The 17842-nt window shown below is 59.6% G+C and carries 16 protein-coding genes; 5 read left to right on the top strand and 11 right to left on the bottom strand.

The genetic code is table 11. The features are described from left to right. Positions 1-4 precede the first annotated feature (4 nt). From KFK14_RS21465 to KFK14_RS21475, 3 genes are read right to left on the bottom strand one after another with little or no spacing between them, the layout of a single operon-like run. Positions 5-1303: an Rv3169 family protein gene (locus KFK14_RS21465; protein ID WP_485115525.1), complete on the bottom strand. Its 1299-nt coding sequence runs from the start codon at positions 1301-1303 to the stop codon at positions 5-7. After that, a complete protein-coding gene (locus KFK14_RS21470) occupies positions 1201-2265 on the bottom strand; it encodes an LLM class flavin-dependent oxidoreductase (RefSeq protein ID WP_212609046.1) in 1065 nt (354 codons plus the stop codon). Before KFK14_RS21470 ends, KFK14_RS21465 begins: the two co-directional genes overlap by 103 nt. Before the next feature lie 30 nt (positions 2266-2295). Next, positions 2296-3834, bottom strand: a complete 1539-nt coding sequence (locus tag KFK14_RS21475; protein ID WP_343227774.1) for a class I adenylate-forming enzyme family protein — start codon at positions 3832-3834, stop codon at positions 2296-2298. Between the two features lie 193 nt (positions 3835-4027). Here KFK14_RS21475 and KFK14_RS21480 point away from each other — a divergent pair, with 193 nt between their 5' ends. The 4 genes from KFK14_RS21480 (at position 4028) to KFK14_RS21495 (ending at position 8474) form a co-directional block, all read left to right on the top strand. After that, positions 4028-5266 carry a cytochrome P450 gene (locus KFK14_RS21480; RefSeq protein WP_212609047.1) on the top strand — a complete coding sequence of 413 codons (1239 nt, stop codon included), beginning with the start codon at positions 4028-4030 and terminating at the stop codon, positions 5264-5266. Between the two features lie 20 nt (positions 5267-5286). Continuing rightward, positions 5287-6912 carry a thiolase C-terminal domain-containing protein gene (locus KFK14_RS21485; RefSeq protein ID WP_212609048.1) on the top strand — a complete coding sequence of 542 codons (1626 nt, stop codon included), beginning with the start codon at positions 5287-5289 and terminating at the stop codon, positions 6910-6912. Between the two features lie 12 nt (positions 6913-6924). Beyond that, a complete protein-coding gene (locus KFK14_RS21490) occupies positions 6925-7662 on the top strand; it encodes an SDR family NAD(P)-dependent oxidoreductase (RefSeq protein ID WP_212609049.1) in 738 nt (245 codons plus the stop codon). A gap of 71 nt (positions 7663-7733) precedes the next feature. After that, entirely contained in the window at positions 7734-8474 is a 741-nt protein-coding gene (locus tag KFK14_RS21495) for a dienelactone hydrolase family protein (protein ID WP_246524729.1), read from the top strand. Between the two features lie 171 nt (positions 8475-8645). Here KFK14_RS21495 and KFK14_RS21500 read toward each other — a convergent pair whose 3' ends face one another. The 8 genes from KFK14_RS21500 to KFK14_RS21535 all read right to left on the bottom strand — a co-directional run bounded on the left by KFK14_RS21500 (position 8646) and on the right by KFK14_RS21535 (position 16887). Continuing rightward, a complete protein-coding gene (locus tag KFK14_RS21500; protein WP_246524730.1) occupies positions 8646-9119 on the bottom strand; it encodes a flavin reductase family protein in 474 nt (157 codons plus the stop codon). A gap of 102 nt (positions 9120-9221) precedes the next feature. Then, positions 9222-9902: a PaaI family thioesterase gene (locus tag KFK14_RS21505; RefSeq protein ID WP_212609051.1), complete on the bottom strand. Its 681-nt coding sequence runs from the start codon at positions 9900-9902 to the stop codon at positions 9222-9224. A 57-nt stretch (positions 9903-9959) separates the two neighbouring features. Next, the gene (locus KFK14_RS21510) at positions 9960-10277 is read right to left on the bottom strand and encodes a 2Fe-2S iron-sulfur cluster-binding protein (RefSeq protein ID WP_212609052.1); all 318 of its coding nucleotides are present in this window, start codon (positions 10275-10277) and stop codon (positions 9960-9962) included. Beyond that, positions 10274-11233, bottom strand: coding sequence for an enoyl-CoA hydratase-related protein (locus tag KFK14_RS21515; protein ID WP_212609053.1), 960 nt, complete (start codon positions 11231-11233; stop codon positions 10274-10276). The genes KFK14_RS21510 and KFK14_RS21515 overlap by 4 nt, the downstream gene beginning before the upstream one ends. Before the next feature lie 8 nt (positions 11234-11241). After that, positions 11242-12447 (bottom strand): acetyl-CoA C-acetyltransferase, encoded by a 1206-nt coding sequence (locus KFK14_RS21520; RefSeq protein ID WP_212609054.1) that lies wholly within the window; start codon positions 12445-12447, stop codon positions 11242-11244. A 25-nt stretch (positions 12448-12472) separates the two neighbouring features. Then, positions 12473-13255 carry an SDR family NAD(P)-dependent oxidoreductase gene (locus tag KFK14_RS21525; RefSeq protein ID WP_212609055.1) on the bottom strand — a complete coding sequence of 261 codons (783 nt, stop codon included), beginning with the start codon at positions 13253-13255 and terminating at the stop codon, positions 12473-12475. A gap of 25 nt (positions 13256-13280) precedes the next feature. Continuing rightward, the gene (locus KFK14_RS21530; protein ID WP_246524731.1) at positions 13281-14459 is read right to left on the bottom strand and encodes an acyl-CoA dehydrogenase family protein; all 1179 of its coding nucleotides are present in this window, start codon (positions 14457-14459) and stop codon (positions 13281-13283) included. A gap of 112 nt (positions 14460-14571) precedes the next feature. After that, positions 14572-16887, bottom strand: coding sequence for a TonB-dependent receptor (locus KFK14_RS21535; RefSeq protein ID WP_212609056.1), 2316 nt, complete (start codon positions 16885-16887; stop codon positions 14572-14574). 513 nt (positions 16888-17400) lie between these two features. Here KFK14_RS21535 and KFK14_RS21540 point away from each other — a divergent pair. Beyond that, the gene (locus KFK14_RS21540) at positions 17401-17838 is read left to right on the top strand and encodes a nuclear transport factor 2 family protein (RefSeq protein ID WP_212609057.1); all 438 of its coding nucleotides are present in this window, start codon (positions 17401-17403) and stop codon (positions 17836-17838) included. Positions 17839-17842 lie beyond the last annotated feature (4 nt).

A 17842-nucleotide genomic window follows, 5' to 3' on the forward strand; every position in this document is an offset into this window, starting at 1 on the left:
GACATCAGGCGTCGAATCCGTAGCGCGGATAGGCGCCGTAGACCTGGGTTTCGAAGGTGCCATAGCCGACCCGGCCATCGTCCATGTCCATGCGGCATAGGACGTGCGTGGGACCGATCTGGGCTGTAAGTTGTTCGTCGGTAAGATCGTAGCTTACCGAATCGACCCAATTCTCCCCCATATATTTGCCATGGCGCCACGTATCGGGACCGCCATAGCCAGTGCCCGCACGCAGATAAGCGCGGCGAAGGGGGGTCAGGCGAACATGGCGCCGCGTGCCATCCGGCTCGAGGAAGCTGATGGACGAATCTTCGAGCAATTCGCGCGTGGCGGGATCGAACCGCAGATCATGTTCCGCGCCGTCGAGATATTCCTCTTCACTCGCGGACGAGCCGTCGGCGGGGAAAGCAGCCATGCGGCGCACCGTCTCGATCTCGCGCTTGCCATTGGCATATTCGGCAATGCTGAAATGGATGGTCTGGTCCGCAAACTGCATCGGCGACCATATCCACAGCGAGGTTCGTGCTTTGCCGGCACCCTTGGCCTGCTGGATACCCTTGGGTTCCCGCTCCAGTCCGATGGACCGCACACCCCAACTGCGGTCGCGCGCGCCCCAGCTCGTATCCGGATCGAGGTCGACGCGCTGCCCCTCGCATACGATATAGCCGGACCAGGTGCCGGTCTGGATCAGGCGCGTGGCCTGTTCCATCACCCGGCCCATCACGCGCTGAAGGATCGGAGGCTCTTCGAAGGCGGGGACCGACGCATTCCATTCAAGGTCGAAATGCACGGCCTGGCCGGGCTGCTCCTCGCACCAGATCCGCAGGCGTTTGAGACCCTCTATCACTTCGACGTGGAAGGGTCCGATGGCTGACATATCCATCCTGTCAGTGCCCAGTTCGCGTGAGCCCCGGGTGGTGTACTGCTTCGATCCCAGCGCGACGGACCCGAAGGCGTCGATCACGCCCAGATTGGGATAGGCCCCGACGCCGATCATGAAGAACAGGTCGGGCGAGCATTGATGGCCGGTAAAGAAATAGCGGTCATAGAAGCGCCTGTCGCTGGTAGCGGCGAATCTCACCGGCTCGTGTGTTTGATGAATCAGAAAATCGTCCGCCGGACCAATCACGGCTCTCTCCTTAGGAAAAAGAATAAAGCCGGAGGCGGCCATGAATAACCGGCTCCGGGTTACTTTAAATGTTACCAGCCGCGAAGTTCGGGAATGACTTTCGATCCGATCAGGCGCATACTGTTCTCGACTTCGTCGTAGGGAAGGCCGGCAAAGCTCGTAATCGAGTTCCATTCGAAATCGCCGATGATCGCCTTGCGCGCTTCCAGCTTGTCGAGAATCTGCTGAGGCGTGCCCCAAGCCTGGTGTTTGATATAATCCTGCACCGCATCCTCGAGTCCGAGATCGTTCAGGAACCTGGCGGACTCGCCATAGGCTTCGTAGCCCTTCAGTTCCTTGTGATAGTCCGCCATGAACTCGTAATGCTTGAGCAGAGACACGTAGTTGGCCGCCATGTGCTTCTGCATCATCTTTTCGGCGTGGCCGGCGTCCTCGTGGCAATAGGAAAAGTCGACCAGCAACGTCGGACCGGGTTCCTTGCCGTGATTCTTGCGATATTCGGTGCGGAATATCTCGATGTTGCCGAGATGCTTTTCCATCGCGAACTGGACGAAGGTCATCATCCGGGTGTCGTTAATGGCAATCTGCTTTGCCGAATCCGGGGACATCGCCACGGAATAGAGCCGGTTCTTGAGAGCGACGGACGGACGGGGCCTGATTTCCGTGGCCGGCGTCGGGAAGAAAGGACCATCACCTTCGATGATCCCGGTCTCAAGCCCTTTAACGAGCATCGCCGCCATCTCGTCGAACCGGCCGCGTGATTCATCCATCGGAATGCCGAAGACCTCGAATTCCTTGCGTGCCAGGCCGCGTGCGAACCCGATCACGTAGCGGCCGTTGGTCATGGCATCCATCGTGGTGATCCGACCGAGCACACGCGCGGGCTGCGTCCACCAGGGAAGCACTATGCAGGCGCTGCCCAGCTTGATCTTCTCGGTTCGTGCCGCGAGATAGCTCAATATCTGGTGGCTATCGACCGCCATGGAATAATCTTCGAAATGGTGCTCCGGGCAGTAGATAGTGTCGTAGCCGAGGCCTTCAGCCAGTTCGGCAATGCGCAGTTCATTGCGGATCATCACATCGTCCGGCATGTTGTCATGCAGGTTCGACAGGAACATCATATAACCAACTTCCATGGAACTCTCCTTGTGCAAATTATACGGGTTTCAACTTCCAGCGACGCGCCGGTCGGCGCCTTGCCAATAGGGATCGCGCAGTTTCTTCCGGTTCACCTTGCCGACCGCGTTGCGGAGCAACGGTTCGGTCTGAAAGACGACCTTTGAGGGCTTCATGTAACTGCCCAGTTCGCTTGCGACTTGCCGGATCAATTCTGCTTCGGTGACCTGATGCCCATTTTGCACCACGCAAAGCGCAAGTGGCGTCTCTCCCCATTTGGGATGGGGCACACCAAAGACCGCGACCTCGACGATTTCGGGATGGCTTGCGATGACCCGCTCAAGATCGAGCGGCCAGATATTGTAGCCGCCTGAAATGATCATGTCGGTGGCGCGATCGATGAGATAGACATAACCATTGCGATCGATCCGGCCGATGTCGCCCGTTTTGATCCAGCCATCGACGATCCGTTCGGCGGTCGCTTCCGGATTGTTCCAGAAAGCCGTCATCTGGCCATCCGATTTGGCGACGATCTCGCCGATCTCGCCTGCCGGCACGGGTTTGTTATTCTCGTCCCAGATATCGACCAGCGAAAAAGGCATGACGGTGCCACAGGCCCGCAGCGGTTCCGATCCCGGCACGTCGGCGAACCACTGATCGGGACCCATAAAGGCGATGGGCAGCACTTCGGTCTGGCCATAGCCCTGATAGAGAACATTGCCGAGAAGCGTGCGCGCCGCCAGGGCAGTCGTCTCGTGAATCGGCGCGGTTCCGACCAGGACACATTTCAAGCTCGAATAGTCGCGATCGGCAGAGCCGGGGAAATCGAGGATCGCACGCAACATCGTCGCGGCCACCTGACAGAAGGCGATGCGCTCGCGTTCGATCAGATCGAGCGCTCGGGCGACATCGAAATGGTCCATGAGGACATTGCAGCCGCCCGCCAGCCATACCGGCAGATATTGGTATCCCGAGCCATGGGAGATCGGCCCGACGTGGAGACAACGGTCGTCCGCCAGGACCTGCGGGAAGATGTAGAACCAGTCGCGACAGGCTGCCAGCCAACTCCGATGGGAATAGGCCACGGCCTTCGGCTGCCCGGTGGTGCCGCCGGTATGACGAATGACGACATAGTCATCCGGCTTTATGTCGACAGCGGGCTCGATAACGCTCTGCGATGCGAGCCAGCCTTCATAGGAATCGTCGCGGACGATGACATGCTCGACGTCCGGAAGGGCACCCCGGATCGCGGCGATCTCATGGGCGTAATGGCTGCTGACAACGACCGCCCGGCATCCGGTGTTGGCGATCATATGTTGATGCGCTTCTTGCGCATTGCGCGCATATAAAGGCACACGGACGAGATTGGCGATGGCGCAGGCCTGGATAAGATCGGCCGCCTCGATGCAATTGTCTTCAAGGGATGCCACGCGGTCGCCGGGCCCAAGACCGAGTCCAAGCAGGGCATTGGCGAGACGAACTCCGCGTTCCCAGGCCTCGCCGAAAGTCAGCCGGCGCGGGCCATGGATGATGGCCACCCGATCGCGATGGCAACGCACCGCTTGAGCCATGAGGGCTCTCACATCCATTCAGCATCCTCCATTCTTTGCCTTTGCCGGTCGCCGCGACTCTGCGTCCGCAGCGAACTGAATCTGTTTGACTGAGGCTTGATCTCGATCTATCATTAGATCACGATACAATGAAAATCAACAGCCAAAATGCCATGCGAGACGAAGCGGTCCTGCTGCGTTTCCACAAGGTTTCGACAAGGAGATGGAATCCATGACTGTGCAGGCGCCAACTGGTCCCGAGTTCGACATTGTCGGGACCGAAGCGATTCGAGACCCCCATGGCTATTTCGGAAGGATGCGGGAAATCGCGCCGGTGCTCTGGGATACGCGCTCGCGATCCTGGATCGTCACCGGCTATCAGGAGGTCACCGCGGCGCTGCGCGATGACAAGCATTTTTCATCGGATCGAATTCGGCCGTTTATCGCGAAGAAGCTGAGCGGCCCGGATACCGATCCCAAGGTCAGACAAGCGTTTGAGGTGCTCGCCAACTGGCTCGTCTTCAATGACAAACCCAAGCATTTGCGGCTGCGTATGCTGATCAATCAGGCTTTCATGAGCAAGGCTATGACAAGGTTGACCGAGAAGTTCGAAGCACTCTTCAACGATGTTATAACGGCGGCGCCCGCAGCAGGCCGGATCGACATCGTGGCAGACGTATCGGTGCCGTTTTCGGCGTCGGTCATTTCCGAAATGCTCGGCGTACCTAGAGAGGATCGGGGATTGTTCGCCAAATGGCATCGCCTTTTTGGCCCCGTGGTCGGCGCGAGCCTGGACGATGCGAATAAATATGACAGCCTCGCCGAAGGCGTGAGTGAGTTGTCGAATTATGTGCGCACCCTGATCGAGCGCTATCGTAAAGATCCTGAAGACAATCTGCTCAGCGAACTCATCAAGGCGCAGGACGATAAGGACGCGCTGTCTGAAGACGAAATCATCGCGACCTGCACGCTGGTTCTGTTCGCCGGTTCCGAAACCACCGCGAACCTGATCGCAAATGCCATTCTGGCGCTGTTGCGAAACCCTGAACAAATGTCGCTGATCCGTTCGGGTGGTGTGAAGATCACCGATGCGGTGGAGGAGTTTCTCCGCTTCGATGGCTCGGGCAAGGCCGTGACGCGCGTGGTGCGCGAAGATACGGACGCGCTGGGCGTATCCATGAAGGCCGGACAGCGGGTTTTCCTGATTCTGGCGGCCGCTAATCACGATCCGTCCGTCTTCGAGGATCCCGATAAGCTCGTGCTCAACCGGTCGTGGGAGCGAAAGCATATTGCTTTCGGCTACGGCCTGCATAGCTGCATGGGACTTCAACTCGCCCGGCTGGAAGCGGCGATCGCGATTCCGGGGATACTCGGGAAATGGAGCCATATCGAACTGGACGGGGAACTGGAATGGCATCCGCAACTGCTGTCGCGGGGCCTGAAAGCGCTGCCGGTCAAAGTAAGCGCCTGAACGCGCGACAGGTGGCTTGAGTGGCTGATAGACCATTGCCCGCCCCGGCGTCCCACGAAGCCCCATTCTGGCTTGGCGGCGCGATTGGTGAATTGAGGATAGGCTGGTGCGTGCCCTGCGCGGCATGGCGTCATCCATCGCTCGAGATTTGCCCGGACTGCCTGACGGCAATAAGCGAACATCGCATTGCGTCCGGCAAAGCGACGGTCCTCGCCATCACGGTCAACCATCAGCGGTGGGTCGATGGTTTCGAGCTGCCCTATGCGATCGCCATCGTCGGCCTGAAGGAAGATTCTTCGATCAGGCTCACGACCAATATCACCAATATGGCGCCCGAGGCGGTCCGGGTTGGCATGTCCGTTCGCGTGACATTCCTTCAACAGCAGAACATCTGGTTGCCCTTGTTCGAACTCGATCCCGATGAAGGGCCGGAAGACCAGCCGATACGCCTCGATCTTCCGGCGCCCGTCGTTCGGCCGGGCAATCGGGTGGGACGGTTCGAGGAGAAGGTCGCCTTCACCGGCATTGGAACGTCCACTATCGGTAGAAAGCTTGCCGTCTCGAATTTGTCGCTGACCATTGACGCTTGCATGGCGGCGATTGCCGATGCCGGTCTCGATCGGCGGGACATCGACGGGATTTGCGCCTATCCGGGCAGCGCGGGTCTGCCAGGAGTTTCTTCTGGCGGGATACGCGCGGTCGAACAGATATTGCGGATCAATCCGGTATGGCATTGCGGTGCGCATGAAACGCCGGGTCAGGCGGGCACGGTGATCGATGCGATGCTGGCCGTCGCCTCCGGCCTGTGCCGCCATGTGCTTTGTTTTACGAGCTTTGCCGAGGCGGTGCGCCCCGCAATACGCGAAGCGCATGGTCGTATCGGAGGGGAACTGGCATGGCGCGTGCCATTCGGCGCGGCTTCTCCCGCAAACTGGATCGCGCTCTATGCTTCCCAGTATTTCGCGCGTTTCGGCGCTGACCGGGAAATGCTGGGTTGGATAGCGATCAACGCCCGGCGTAATGCCGCCCTCAATCCGGAGGCGCTCTACACCCGGCCTATTGACCTCGACGATTATTTCAGTGTGCGGCTGATCTCGTCGCCTTTCGGGTTATTCGACTGCGACGTCCCCTGCGATGGGGCGATTGCATTCGTGGTTTCCGCCATCGATGCGGCACAGGACCGGCCTCACCGCCCCATCCTGGTCGAAGCCGTGGGAACGCAGATCGCCGAGCCGCAATCCTGGGATCAGGGAACGCTGACCCATCAGGCGAACATCTTTGGTCCTGCGGCGCACCTTTGGACGCGCACGGAGCTCACGCCTGGCGAGGTCGACGTGGCGCTCCTTTATGACGGCTTCACCTTCAATGTCGTCTCCTGGCTCGAGGCTCTGGGATTTTGCGGTTTCGGGGAAGCTACGGCCTTTCTTGACGGCGGCCGGACGATCGCGCGCGATGGCGCGCTGCCTCTCAACCCGCACGGCGGCCATCTCTGCGCCGGCCGGACCAATGGCTATGGCCATCTCCGGGAAGCGATCATCCAGTTGAGAGGGCACGCCGGGGAGCGCCAGATCATCAACAGCAATATCGCTCTGGTGTCTAACGGTGGGGGAATACCCGCCAGTTGCATGCTGCTGCGGCGGCAATGACGGGAGGAATGAATGGCAGGAAGGCTGGAAACAAAGGTCGCGGTTATAACCGGCGGCGCATCCGGTATCGGTAAAATCATGGCTCAATCCTTTATCGAAGAAGGAGCAAGAGTCATTATCGCGGACATCAGCGGTCGCGAGGAAGAAGCCGCAGCCCAGTTGGGATCAAGCGCCCGGAGCTTTTCCGCAGACGTGTCGCGCTCGGACGATGTCAAAGCGATGCTGGACTATGCGGTGGCTAGTTTCGGAAAGCTCGACATCCTGTGCAACAACGCCGGGCTTGACGGCGCGCAGGCGCCTTTGGCCGACTATGACGAAGAGGAATTCGACCGTGTCATCGCAGTCAATCTGCGCGGCGTCTTTCTTGGTATGCGTCATGCCATTCCGCTTATGCGCGCCAACGGCGGGGCCATCGTCAATACCGCCTCGATCGCCGGTTCGGTCGTCATGCCGCAGATGCCCGCCTATTGCGCGGCGAAGGCCGGCGTCATGCAGATCACGAAGGTCGCCGCTGTGGAATGTGCGCCGTTCGGTATTCAGGTCAACACTATCTGCCCGGGTGTCATCCAGACGCCCATGGTGGCGGAACTGCCACGCGCATTCATAGCGGATCTTGAAAAGGCGACCCCTGCCGGCAGGATCGCACAACCGCAGGAGATCGCGAACCTCGCCCTGTTCCTGTCAAGCGGAGAGGCCCCCTTCCTCACGGGTTGTTCGATCAACATAGATGGCGGATATACTTTGCTCTAGATTCCAAGTCCCGCCGACGATCTTGAATCGGGCGGGACGCGGGATCGCATGAATCGGGAAGGAGGACGATTTTGGGCCAGGAAACGACATCCATACGCACGAAGGATGGGGACTGCCCCGCCTTCGTGTTCACGCCTGAAGGCATGGGGCCGTGGCCTGCCGTCATCTTCTTCATGGACGGCATCGCGATCCGTCCCACCCTGTTCGCGATGAGCGCACGGCTGGCGGCGGAGGGCTATGTCGTGCTGCTGCCGGACCTCTACTATCGCCTGGGTCATTATGAGCCGCTCGACGCCACGACCATATTCTCCTCTCCGGAGGCGCTCGCGAAGCTCGGACCTATGATGGCCTCCACCGATAACCGCCGGGCAACCGAAGACACCGCCGCCTATCTTGCCTATCTCGATACTCGCGCGGACGTGGCCGGAACGAAGGTTGGCACTACCGGATATTGCATGGGTGGCGGCATTTCCCTGACCGTGGCCGGCACCTATCCGGAGCGGATCGCTGCTGCGGCCAGTTTCCACGGCGGCAATCTGGCGACCGATTCCGAACTCAGCCCGCACCTGCTGGCGCCGAAGATGAAAGGGCGCATCCATATCGCAGGTGCCGATGCGGATAGCTATTATCCCCTGGACATGCACCAGCGTCTGAAAAACGCGCTGACCGACGCCAAGGTCGACCATATGTGCGAAATCTATCCAGGTGCATTGCACGGCTGGACGATGATTGACACTCCCGTCTATAATGAGGAGGCGGCCGAAAGGCATTGGCGCGAGTTGCTCGCCCTTTTTGCAGAGGCCCTACACTGAACAACAGGTCCATCGACAAACGTTGATCGTCCGGTCGTCATGAGAAGCGTTTGATCCTCACACCTGGCAGTCTGAGCGTCCGCACCGGCGCGAGCCGTTTCCGTGACCGGCCAATGTCCTCCGCCGTTTCCTACCGTGTACTGCTGGCTGAAGCGATGCGCCGGATTCCCGCTATTCTTTGATTTCCGTCGCTTGGAGCGGCCGTAGCGCGGCGGGAGCGCCATCGGCCCACAGCAGAGGATCGAAGACCGAGTGTTGGTTCACCTGCTCAACGATGCCGAGGAAAAGGGTGTGCGTGCCCGCTTCGACGATAGTTTCGACCCGGCACTGGAAACTTGCCAGCGCGTCCGACAATAGCGGCAATCCGCGCGCGCCAGTTGTCCACGCGCCATCCTTGAAACGATCGGCTCCTTTTCGGCCTCCGCTGAATATGGCTATGAGGTCCTGATGCCGTTCGCTCAGAAGATTGACGCAGAAATTCCCACCGACTCGAAGTATGGAATGGATAGAGGCGCTGCGATTGACGGCGATAAGCAGCGTTGGGGGATCGGCACACACTGACATCACCGCCGTCGCCGCCATTCCTGTCCAGTTCTCTGCTTCTCCGGCCGTGATCAACGAGACCGTCGTTGCCAATCTTCGCATAGCGTTCCGGAAATCGTCCGATAGGTGATGTGCTGGCCTCCCCATGGTGTATCGCCTTCGTAAATCCTGATGTGATAGTTGATAATCAAAAATCGCGATTGGTCAGCCCTCTTCGCGTGGCTGAATAAAGAGCGCATCGCAGGATGCCGTGGGCTGGTCGCGCGCCCATAGCTCGCCCTTTAGAAGGCGTTTGCGCCCGTCCTCTTCAGCCGAACGTAGCATCAGTGTCAGGCGCTCATCTATCGGGGTCGGGCTGAGATACCGAACTGATAGAGTGCCCGTCAGCCCTGGAGGCCCGGGCAGATCATCTTGCGCCAGGCCGAGAAATTCGTCGAACAACGCGGCGATGAGGCCGCCGTGAAGGTATCCAGGCGGTCCCTCATGACTATTGTCGGGGTGCACTTCCGCACAAACTTTTCCATCTTGGCTTCTGAAGAAACGCATTGGAAGGCTTGCCGCGTTCGATCGTCCGATGACCCCGCTCATCTCCAGGGCCAGTCGGTTGCGCGGACCGACCAAACCTTGGGACGCCATATATTCTGTGCGATCGCCGATCTCTGCCGTGCCCTTGAATGTCCGAACCTGTCGCGCAAGCTTGCGCTCGAACTGCGATAAGGCGCCCTCATCAAGATTGGCACGCAAGGCCAGTCTTTTGAGGGCGCGCAGAAGCTCGGCTATGCGCCGTCTTTGCCGCCATCGTCCGTCATGGCTGAGCAGATCCTCATCCTCTGGATCATAGATCCATGGACGTCTCGGTTCCTCGCTCACCAGATCGCTGTCCAATGGAAACGTCCGGATTCCTTGGCCCGTGGTACAATATGTTCAAGAGTCATCTTTGGCTCAGTCGTCAGGCGTGATTGTCGCGCGCAGGCCATCGATCGTTTCGCCCAGCTGGATCTGACAGGACAAGCGTGAAAGCGCCGTCCGATGATCGGAACTGTCGAGCAGATCATTCTCGTCATCAGTAAGCGGAGACAATCGATCGGCAAAGGCGGCGTCGATATAGACATGGCACGTCGCACATGAACAGCACCCACCGCAAAGCGCCAGAAGCTCATCCATCCCGGCGTCGCGTATGGCCTCCATCAGGCTTATGCCTTCGAGAGCCTCAATGGCGTGTTCCGTCCCGCCGCGATCCGTTACGAATAGCCGGATCATGATGTGGCCTTGTCCACCGAAACGGCCGCAGCGGGTTTCGCCCGCGATGCCCGACTCGCCAGGAAGGCCGCGATGTGCTCAGCGGCTTCGGGCGAGCGCGCGGTGTTGAAAAAATAGCGGCTCTCGATCCGCAAACCGGCATCGATCGGCACTTGGAGACCCTCGTAGAGGCATTTGAGAATATTGCCCGTCCACGGCGTTTGCCCGTCTGCCAGGCGTGCGGCCATTGCGGGACCGAACTGGTTATAGCCGGCCGGCGAGTGCGGTCCGTTGCCGGGCACCTTGAAGCCCTTGTCATCCCAGGGCGCGACCGCGTTTCCGCCCCCCAATATCCATCCGCGTGCCGCTTCAAGCAGTTGCTCGGCTGGCAAGGCGGCATGAAACACGCCCGCCGCCACCGCATCCGCGAGCGCGATGGGCTTGCAGTCCAGCAGATAGGGAAGCGAAGCGCCGAGGCCCGCGAGCCGGGGAAGGCGCTGCGTGCCGCCTGCTCCTGGAAGAAGGCCGATACCTGCCTCTGGAAAGGCGATATGAAGATCGGTCTTGTCGGCAGCGATCCGATAGTGGCACCCGAGCACCAGTTCGAGTCCGCCACCCAATGCGAGGCCCTCGACCACCGCTACCACGGGCTTCCCGCAGGTTTCCAGCGCCCTGATGCGGCGACTGAGGCCGGCTGCATCGGCTACACCATCGCGCAGTTCCTCCTGTGTCCTTGCCGCACGCCAGCGCTTGATGTCGTCCAGCATCTCGTTGAGGTCCGCGCCCGCGCAGAACCCGCTCGCCTTTCCTGAACGCAACACGGCGCCCCGGATTGCCGGATCGTCGGTAAGGCGAATGACGAGTTCGTCGATATCACGCTGCACCGAAGCGGTGATTGTATTCATCGACCGGCCCGGAACGTCGAATGTCACCAGGGCAATGCCGTCGCCATCTATCTCTATCGTGAAATTGTCCATGACGCTCCTCACACCCGTTCGATTATTGCCGCTGTTCCCATGCCGGCGCCGACGCACAGGTTGACAAGAGCTGTCCCCTTGCCGGTGCGTTCCAACTCATCAAGAGCGGTCCCGAGAATCATTGCGCCCGTTGCGCCAAGCGGGTGGCCCATGGCGATCGCTCCCCCGTTAACGTTCAGCTTCTCCGTATCGATGCCCAAGACACGCTGGTATCGGAGCACCACGGCAGCGAACGCTTCGTTCAATTCAAAAAGATCGATGTCGGATAACTCCATGCCAACGCGTTGAAGAGCTTTGCGGGTGACGAACTCCGGCCCGGTCAGCATGATCGTCGGTTCGCTGCCGATCGAGACGCCACACCGAAAGCGCGCACGCGGCTTGAGGCCAGCGGCCTCGCCAGCTTCCTTCGATCCGATCAGGACGGCCGACGCCCCATCGACGATCCCCGATGAATTGCCGCCATGATGCACATGGTTGATCGGCCCCAGACCGGGGTATCGCGCATGCGCCGCGGCATCGTAGCCCGCTTCGCCCATCTTGGCGAAGGCAGGTTTGAGGGCGCCCAGCGACTGCACATCGGTTCCCGGCCGCATATGCTCGTCATGCGCCAGCCGGACGACCCCGGCCTGATCGAGAACAGGGATGACCGATTTCGAGAAGCGGCCCTCCTCCCAGGCCTTCGCCGCGCGCCTCTGGCTTTGCACGGCATAGCCATCGACGTCTTCGCGGGTGAAGCCGTCCATGGTCGCAATCATGTCCGCGCCGATACCCTGCGGAGCATAATAGTGATCGTAGGCGAAGCTCGGGTCGACCAGCATCGCTCCGCCATCGGCTGCAAGCGGGACGCGTGACATCGATTCCACACCGCCGCCGATGGCAAAGCGCGCCTCGCCCGCAATCACCTTTGCGGCGGCGATATTGCAGGCTTCAAGGCCCGATGCGCAGAAGCGATTGATTTGAAGGCCTGGCACATCCTGGCTGTATCCTGCCACCAACGCCGCTATGCGGGCTATGTCGCTGCCCTGCTCCCCTACGGGCATCACGCAGCCCAGTATCACGTCGTCGACCTGGGCCGTGTCCAGGCTATTGCGATCCCTCAATGCCTGAAGCGTCTGGACCGCGAGCGAGAGCGCCGTGATTTCGTGAAGCGCGCCGTCAGGGCGACCTCGCCCCCGCGGGGTGCGAACCGCGTCATAGATATAAGCTTCAGCCATGTTCCGATCACCATTCAATAGGAGGTTAGCGCGGCGCCATGCGGATCGCCCCGTCCAGTCGAACCGCTTCCGCGTTCACATAGCCGTTCGTGACCATGTAGAAGACCAGTTCGGCAAACTCGTCTGGATGGCCGAGCCGTTTCGGGAAAGGAACCGAAGCGGCGAGGGAGAGCCGCGCCTTTTCGGGCAGCGAGGCCATCATCGGCGTTTCGAACAGGCCGGGAAGGATCGTGTTGACACGGATGCCATCGGCCATGAGATCGCGGGCGACCGGCAACGCCATGCCCAGGACGCCCGCCTTCGACGCCGCATAGGCAACCTGTCCCATCTGGCCGTCCTGGGCCGCAACGCTCGATGTGTTGACGATGACGCCGCGTTCTCCGTCAGCGAGCGGCGGCAGTTCCAGCATTCCCGCAGCGGCATGGGCAATGCACCGGAATGTACCGACAAGGTTGATTGCGATCACGCGCTCAAGCTCGGCCACGGGATAGAGTTCCGCGCGCCTTGTTTCCTTGCTGCGGCCGACGGTTTTTCTGACGGTCGCGATGCCCGCGCAGTTCACGAGGATTCGTTCTTGGCCATGTGCCGTGCGGGCCTGCGCGAACGCTGCGGCGACAGAGTCTTCGGACGTCACGTCGGTGTGGCAGTAGATGCCTCCAATGTCCGCCGCCACGGCCTGTCCACGTTGTTTGTCGAGATCGAAGATCGCGACCTTGACTCCCGCATGAGCGAGCCGCCGCGCCGTCGCTTCACCCAGTCCCGAAGCCGCCCCGGTTACTACAGCCGAAAATCCGTTTTCCAGCTCCATTATTGTCTCCTATTAATCGATTTATTCAATAACCTTGCCGGTCATTGAAAGGAACGTAGTCGTCCGAAAGAAAATCCCGGCTGATTATGGTCTTCATGATTTCCGATGTTCCCGCGTAGATACGGGCACCGCGCGCATCGCAATACATCCGGGAAATAGGATATTCGTCCATATAGCCGGCGCCGCCATGGAGCTGTACCCCCACATCGACGACGCGGCCAAGCAGTTCGCTTGTCGCAAGTTTGGATTTCGCGGCATCGACGGGCGCAAGCTGGCCGGCGTTCAGCGCCGCCACCTGTTGATCGACATAGACCTGCTGGATGTCGAGCGCGGTGCGAAGCCCTGCCAGTTTGAACTGAGTATTCTGCATCTCGCTCAGCTTTCGCCCGAACACCACGCGCTCGCGCACGAACTCAAGTGTAAGGTCGAACGCCTTCTGCGCAGCCGCGAGAAAACCCACGGACCCGATCAGTCGTTCTTCCGCAAGACCCTGCATCAGATAATGGAAGCCCTTCTTAGGGTCTCCGAGGACGTTCTCGCGCGGAATCACGACATTCTCGAAGAACAGTTCCGCCGTGTCCTGGGCCTTGTTTCCCATTTTTTCGAGCATGCGGCCGCGCTCGAAGCCGGGCATTCCGCGTTCGACCACAAACAGCCCGATCTGTCTTGGATTTTCCTTGGGATCGGTCTTCGCGGCGACAATGATGAGGTCGGCGTTGATACCGTTCGAGATATATGTCTTGCTGCCGTTGAGCACGAAATGATCGCCATCTTCCAAGGCCGTCGTTCGAATGGCGGCAATGTCGCTCCCGGCGGACGGCTCTGTCATCGCGATCGCGAGGATGGCCTCTCCGGCTGCGCATTTCGGTATGAACCGCAGCTGTTGTTCGCGGCTGCCAAATCGCGTCAGATAAGGGCCAACCAACCGGCTGTGGAGCGGTGCGAACCAGTCGGCGGCGAGCGCATAATGCTGCTCCTCGATGATGATCTGCTCGAAGCGGAAGTCGCTGTCTCCCAGCCCGCCAAGCTCCTCGTCGGGCCAGATCATCAGGAAGCCCTTGGCGCCTGCCTTGCGGAAAGCCTCGCGGTCCACGATTCCCTTATGCCGCCACGCCTCCATATGCGGGCAGATCTCTTCGTGCAGGAAACGGCGGTAAGCGAGCCGGAATTGCTCTTGTTCCTCGGTAAATTGGCGCTCAAGCACGACCTGTTCCCGTTATCAACAGCTCCCCACTCGGCGTTTCGGCACCGAGTGGGAAAGCTTTGGACATCAGCGGCCCGCACCAGCACCGACTGGGTTGGCGCGGGCCCTTTCATTAAAAATTGACCGAAAGCTCGAAGCCATAGGTTCGTGGTGTGCCCGTCAACGTGCCGTTGACGCCGATCACCGCACCCACGCCCAATCCGCCAGCATAGTAATGCTTGTCCGTGATATTGCGGATATAGGCGGCGGCGGAGACATCAGAACCCAGGATCCTGTTCCATTCGAGACGTCCGTTCAGGATTCCATAGCCCGGCAATTTCGTGTCGGGAGTAAGCGTGTCGGCAAGATTGGTGTAGTAAGTCGACGATTGGGCATAGAGGTCACCGCGAAGCGCGACTTCGCCGGCATCGTTAGCCAGATCGGCCTTTGCCCGGAAGAAGGCCGATCCGGAATATTTGGGCGAATCGGCGTAGGGGCCGAACGGAAGGCTGACACCGGCGACAACCGCCTGCGGATCGGTATATCGTGCGTGGGTATAAGTGAATGCACCGCCAACCTGCAGCCAGGGCGTAAGGTCGAATGATCCATCGATCTCGGCGCCCGTCACCCGGGCCTTGTTCACGTTGCCGCTGACAGCCGTGATATCGATATAGACGGTGCGCTGAACGTTTTTAACATATTGATCGTAGAGCGCGATATTGAGGCGCGCCGGTATCGGCCCCAGATTTCCCGCCAGCTTCGCACCGATCTCGAAATCGTAAGTTGTCTCCGGCTTGAACTGGTTGGGGACGAGAACGCCACCGACCAGATCGGTGCTGGTCCCGTTGAAACCGCCCGTGCGCCAACTACCGCGATGATTGAAATAGAGGAGGAGATCGTCCGTGACCTTGTAATCCAGCCCGACGGTCCAGCTCGGCTTCGAGAATTTCGAGGAGCGTGGCCCGACGCCCAGCGAACCATAGAGATCTCCGGGACGCTGGTGGATGCTGATCTTTTCCCATGTGTAGCGGCCGCCTGCCGTGAAGTTGAGGCGGTCCGTCAGGGCATATGTCGCCTGCAGGAATACGGCCTTCGAGGTATCTTTGGTTTCGAAATTATAAAGGAACAGCCCCGGCGGTGAAGCGGTGCCGCCCGGATAGTCTCCGCCGACATTGTAGCGGGCAATCTGCCCATTGGTCTCGCGGGAGACAAACAGTCCGAAGATATAGGTCAGGCGGTTGTCGAGCAGCTTGCCATTGACCTGGAACTCGTTTGAGAACTGTTCTGTCTGATAGGTATAGTTCCACGGAGTGGAATCGTTGACGCCTGCCGTCACCATCTGGAAGGGTGAGCCGTCCGCATCCGACTTGTCGCGGGAAACAACATTGTTATAGCCAATGATATTCTTGAAATTTACCGCATCGCTGACTTCATAGGTCGTGGTGTTGGTGACAATATATTGCCGCGCCCGATGGCGGCCATCGGCATCATTGTAGAAGTCATAGAAGCCGATATTTTTCTGTTTGCTTATATAATCGGCGATTCCATCGAAGCCGAGCTGGCGCACGCGCGGGTCGGTCGTGAGATTGATGAAACCCGGTCCATAAAGCGCTGCTGCCGTGGCATTGAGCGCATAGCCGTTGTTGGTCTGACCGGCCGCATAGGCGTTCTGGACTTTCACGCCGCCCGAGTTTCCGCCATATTTGCCATATTGGAAGACGGTCGTGTTCTCGAAGCCTGATCCATCCGGACTGATGAGCAGACTGCCGCGTATATTACGCGAATCTATGCTGTTGAGGCGATCGCCATTATAAAGATTGTGCTGGAAGCCATCGCGTTTCTGCATCTTTCCCGACACACGGAGCGCCCCAAAGGAGCCCAGCGGGACGTTGATCGCGCCTTCCACTTCGCGGTTGTCATAGTTGCCGTAGCCAGCCCTGAGATAACCTTCAAAGTCCTTGCTTGGCGATCGCGTCTTGTAGAGGACGGCGCCGCCGGTTGCGTTGCGGCCGAACAATGTCCCTTGCGGTCCTTTGAGAACCTGAATCGATTCGAGATCGAAGAACGCGGTCGAAGTCACGCCGCCAGCCTGGGTTTCGTTGAAATAGGCAAGAACCGCAGGGGCGGAATAGGAAAAGGCGTCGACCGCCTGGCCGCGGATGGAAAGGCCCAGCTGATTGGACGACGTGTTCTGGCGAACGGTAAGGCCAGGCGTAACGCTCTGGAGATCGCTTTCGGTGGAGATGCGCCGTTCAACCAGATCGCGGTTGCCGAAAGCTGTCACGGCCACCGGCACGTCCTGCAGACGTTCGGAGGTCCGGCGAGCCGTCACGATGATATCCTGATCGGCAACCGCCGGTGCCTGCGCTTCTTGCTCACCAGGTGATCCGCTGCCTCCCGACTGAGCAAGCACGGGGCCGGACAGGGTGGCAAGCGCTGTGGCCAGCAAAAGAGAAGCCCGTCGACAGCGGTGCCCCCGATAGAGTGAAATCCCAATATAGTCCCTCATACATCCTCCCATAACTGGGGAGCGGGCTTGCTCCCTTCTCGAAGTTCACTGATCTGGGGCACGAAGCCGAATGCGGCTGCGCTCCTGAACCAATGCCGGACGAGCGAGAGAGAGAGAGGACGCGATAGAGCCTCCTGAGATATGCATCCGGCATCCTCTCTCCTTTGCGCCCTGTCCAGGAACATGACGTTTGTGCGGTTGTTCGAGGCACCCAAAGGCGCGGCCGACCCGCATTTGATATATCGTGATCTAACATTATTTCATGGACTACGCAAGGGCCTTCGACGCCGAGTCAAATCCAGCAGCCATGGTAGCTTGGGGGCGAGTTACGCAGTGTTCAGGAAGCGGCAGAAGGGAATCGCCATGCATAAATCAATTACGCAATATTGCGGATGGAACGCCTCCGAAGGGATGAAGGTGTAAAAGCGCGGGCATCTGACGTGCTCCCCAAACATGGACGTTGAGCAGCGCATTCGCCGGCTTGAGGATCGTATTGCGATCTCGGACCTTGTCGTTTCCTATTTTGTGGCATCGGACGATGATGATTCGGAAGGCGTGGCCGCGAGCTTTACCGCTGATGCCACGTTCAGTTCGTCGGGTCAGCTTAATGCGCAGGGCCGTGACGGGATCGTCGAATTTATCAAATCCGCACGGTCGCACATGGGGATGACGGTTCACACGCCGAATTACGTTCAGTGCCGTTTCGAATCGCCCGACCGGGCCACCGGCATCGTCGGCGCCCATCTCGAACTGGTCGTCGGCAGCGTTAGCGTCTTTGGGGTGGTGCGCTATGTGGACAGCTATGTTCGCGACGGTGACGTTTGGCGTTTCCAATCGCGCGACATGCGCGTGATTCGTAAGCGGAGCCTGAGCCCCACCTTGCGGGTATGAGCCG

This window comes from Sphingobium phenoxybenzoativorans (assembly GCF_018286635.1).
In the GTDB taxonomy this organism is placed as follows: Bacteria; Pseudomonadota; Alphaproteobacteria; order Sphingomonadales; family Sphingomonadaceae; genus Sphingobium; species Sphingobium phenoxybenzoativorans.

What these genes read in the sequence shown, in the direction of transcription:
- KFK14_RS21465 (WP_485115525.1), bottom strand. Translation starts at nt 1,303, where the DNA reads ATGGAACTCGATTACGAGCTTTGCCGGCCTTCCCTACGACGAAGTCGA.
- KFK14_RS21470 (WP_212609046.1), bottom strand. Translation starts at nt 2,265, where the DNA reads ATGGAAGTTGGTTATATGATGTTCCTGTCGAACCTGCATGACAACATG.
- KFK14_RS21475 (WP_343227774.1), bottom strand. Translation starts at nt 3,834, where the DNA reads ATGGATGTGAGAGCCCTCATGGCTCAAGCGGTGCGTTGCCATCGCGAT.
- KFK14_RS21480 (WP_212609047.1), top strand. Translation starts at nt 4,028, where the DNA reads ATGACTGTGCAGGCGCCAACTGGTCCCGAGTTCGACATTGTCGGGACC.
- KFK14_RS21490 (WP_212609049.1), top strand. Translation starts at nt 6,925, where the DNA reads ATGGCAGGAAGGCTGGAAACAAAGGTCGCGGTTATAACCGGCGGCGCA.
- KFK14_RS21500 (WP_246524730.1), bottom strand. Translation starts at nt 9,119, where the DNA reads ATGCGAAGATTGGCAACGACGGTCTCGTTGATCACGGCCGGAGAAGCA.
- KFK14_RS21510 (WP_212609052.1), bottom strand. Translation starts at nt 10,277, where the DNA reads ATGATCCGGCTATTCGTAACGGATCGCGGCGGGACGGAACACGCCATT.
- KFK14_RS21515 (WP_212609053.1), bottom strand. Translation starts at nt 11,233, where the DNA reads ATGGACAATTTCACGATAGAGATAGATGGCGACGGCATTGCCCTGGTG.
- KFK14_RS21520 (WP_212609054.1), bottom strand. Translation starts at nt 12,447, where the DNA reads ATGGCTGAAGCTTATATCTATGACGCGGTTCGCACCCCGCGGGGGCGA.
- KFK14_RS21525 (WP_212609055.1), bottom strand. Translation starts at nt 13,255, where the DNA reads ATGGAGCTGGAAAACGGATTTTCGGCTGTAGTAACCGGGGCGGCTTCG.
- KFK14_RS21540 (WP_212609057.1), top strand. Translation starts at nt 17,401, where the DNA reads ATGGACGTTGAGCAGCGCATTCGCCGGCTTGAGGATCGTATTGCGATC.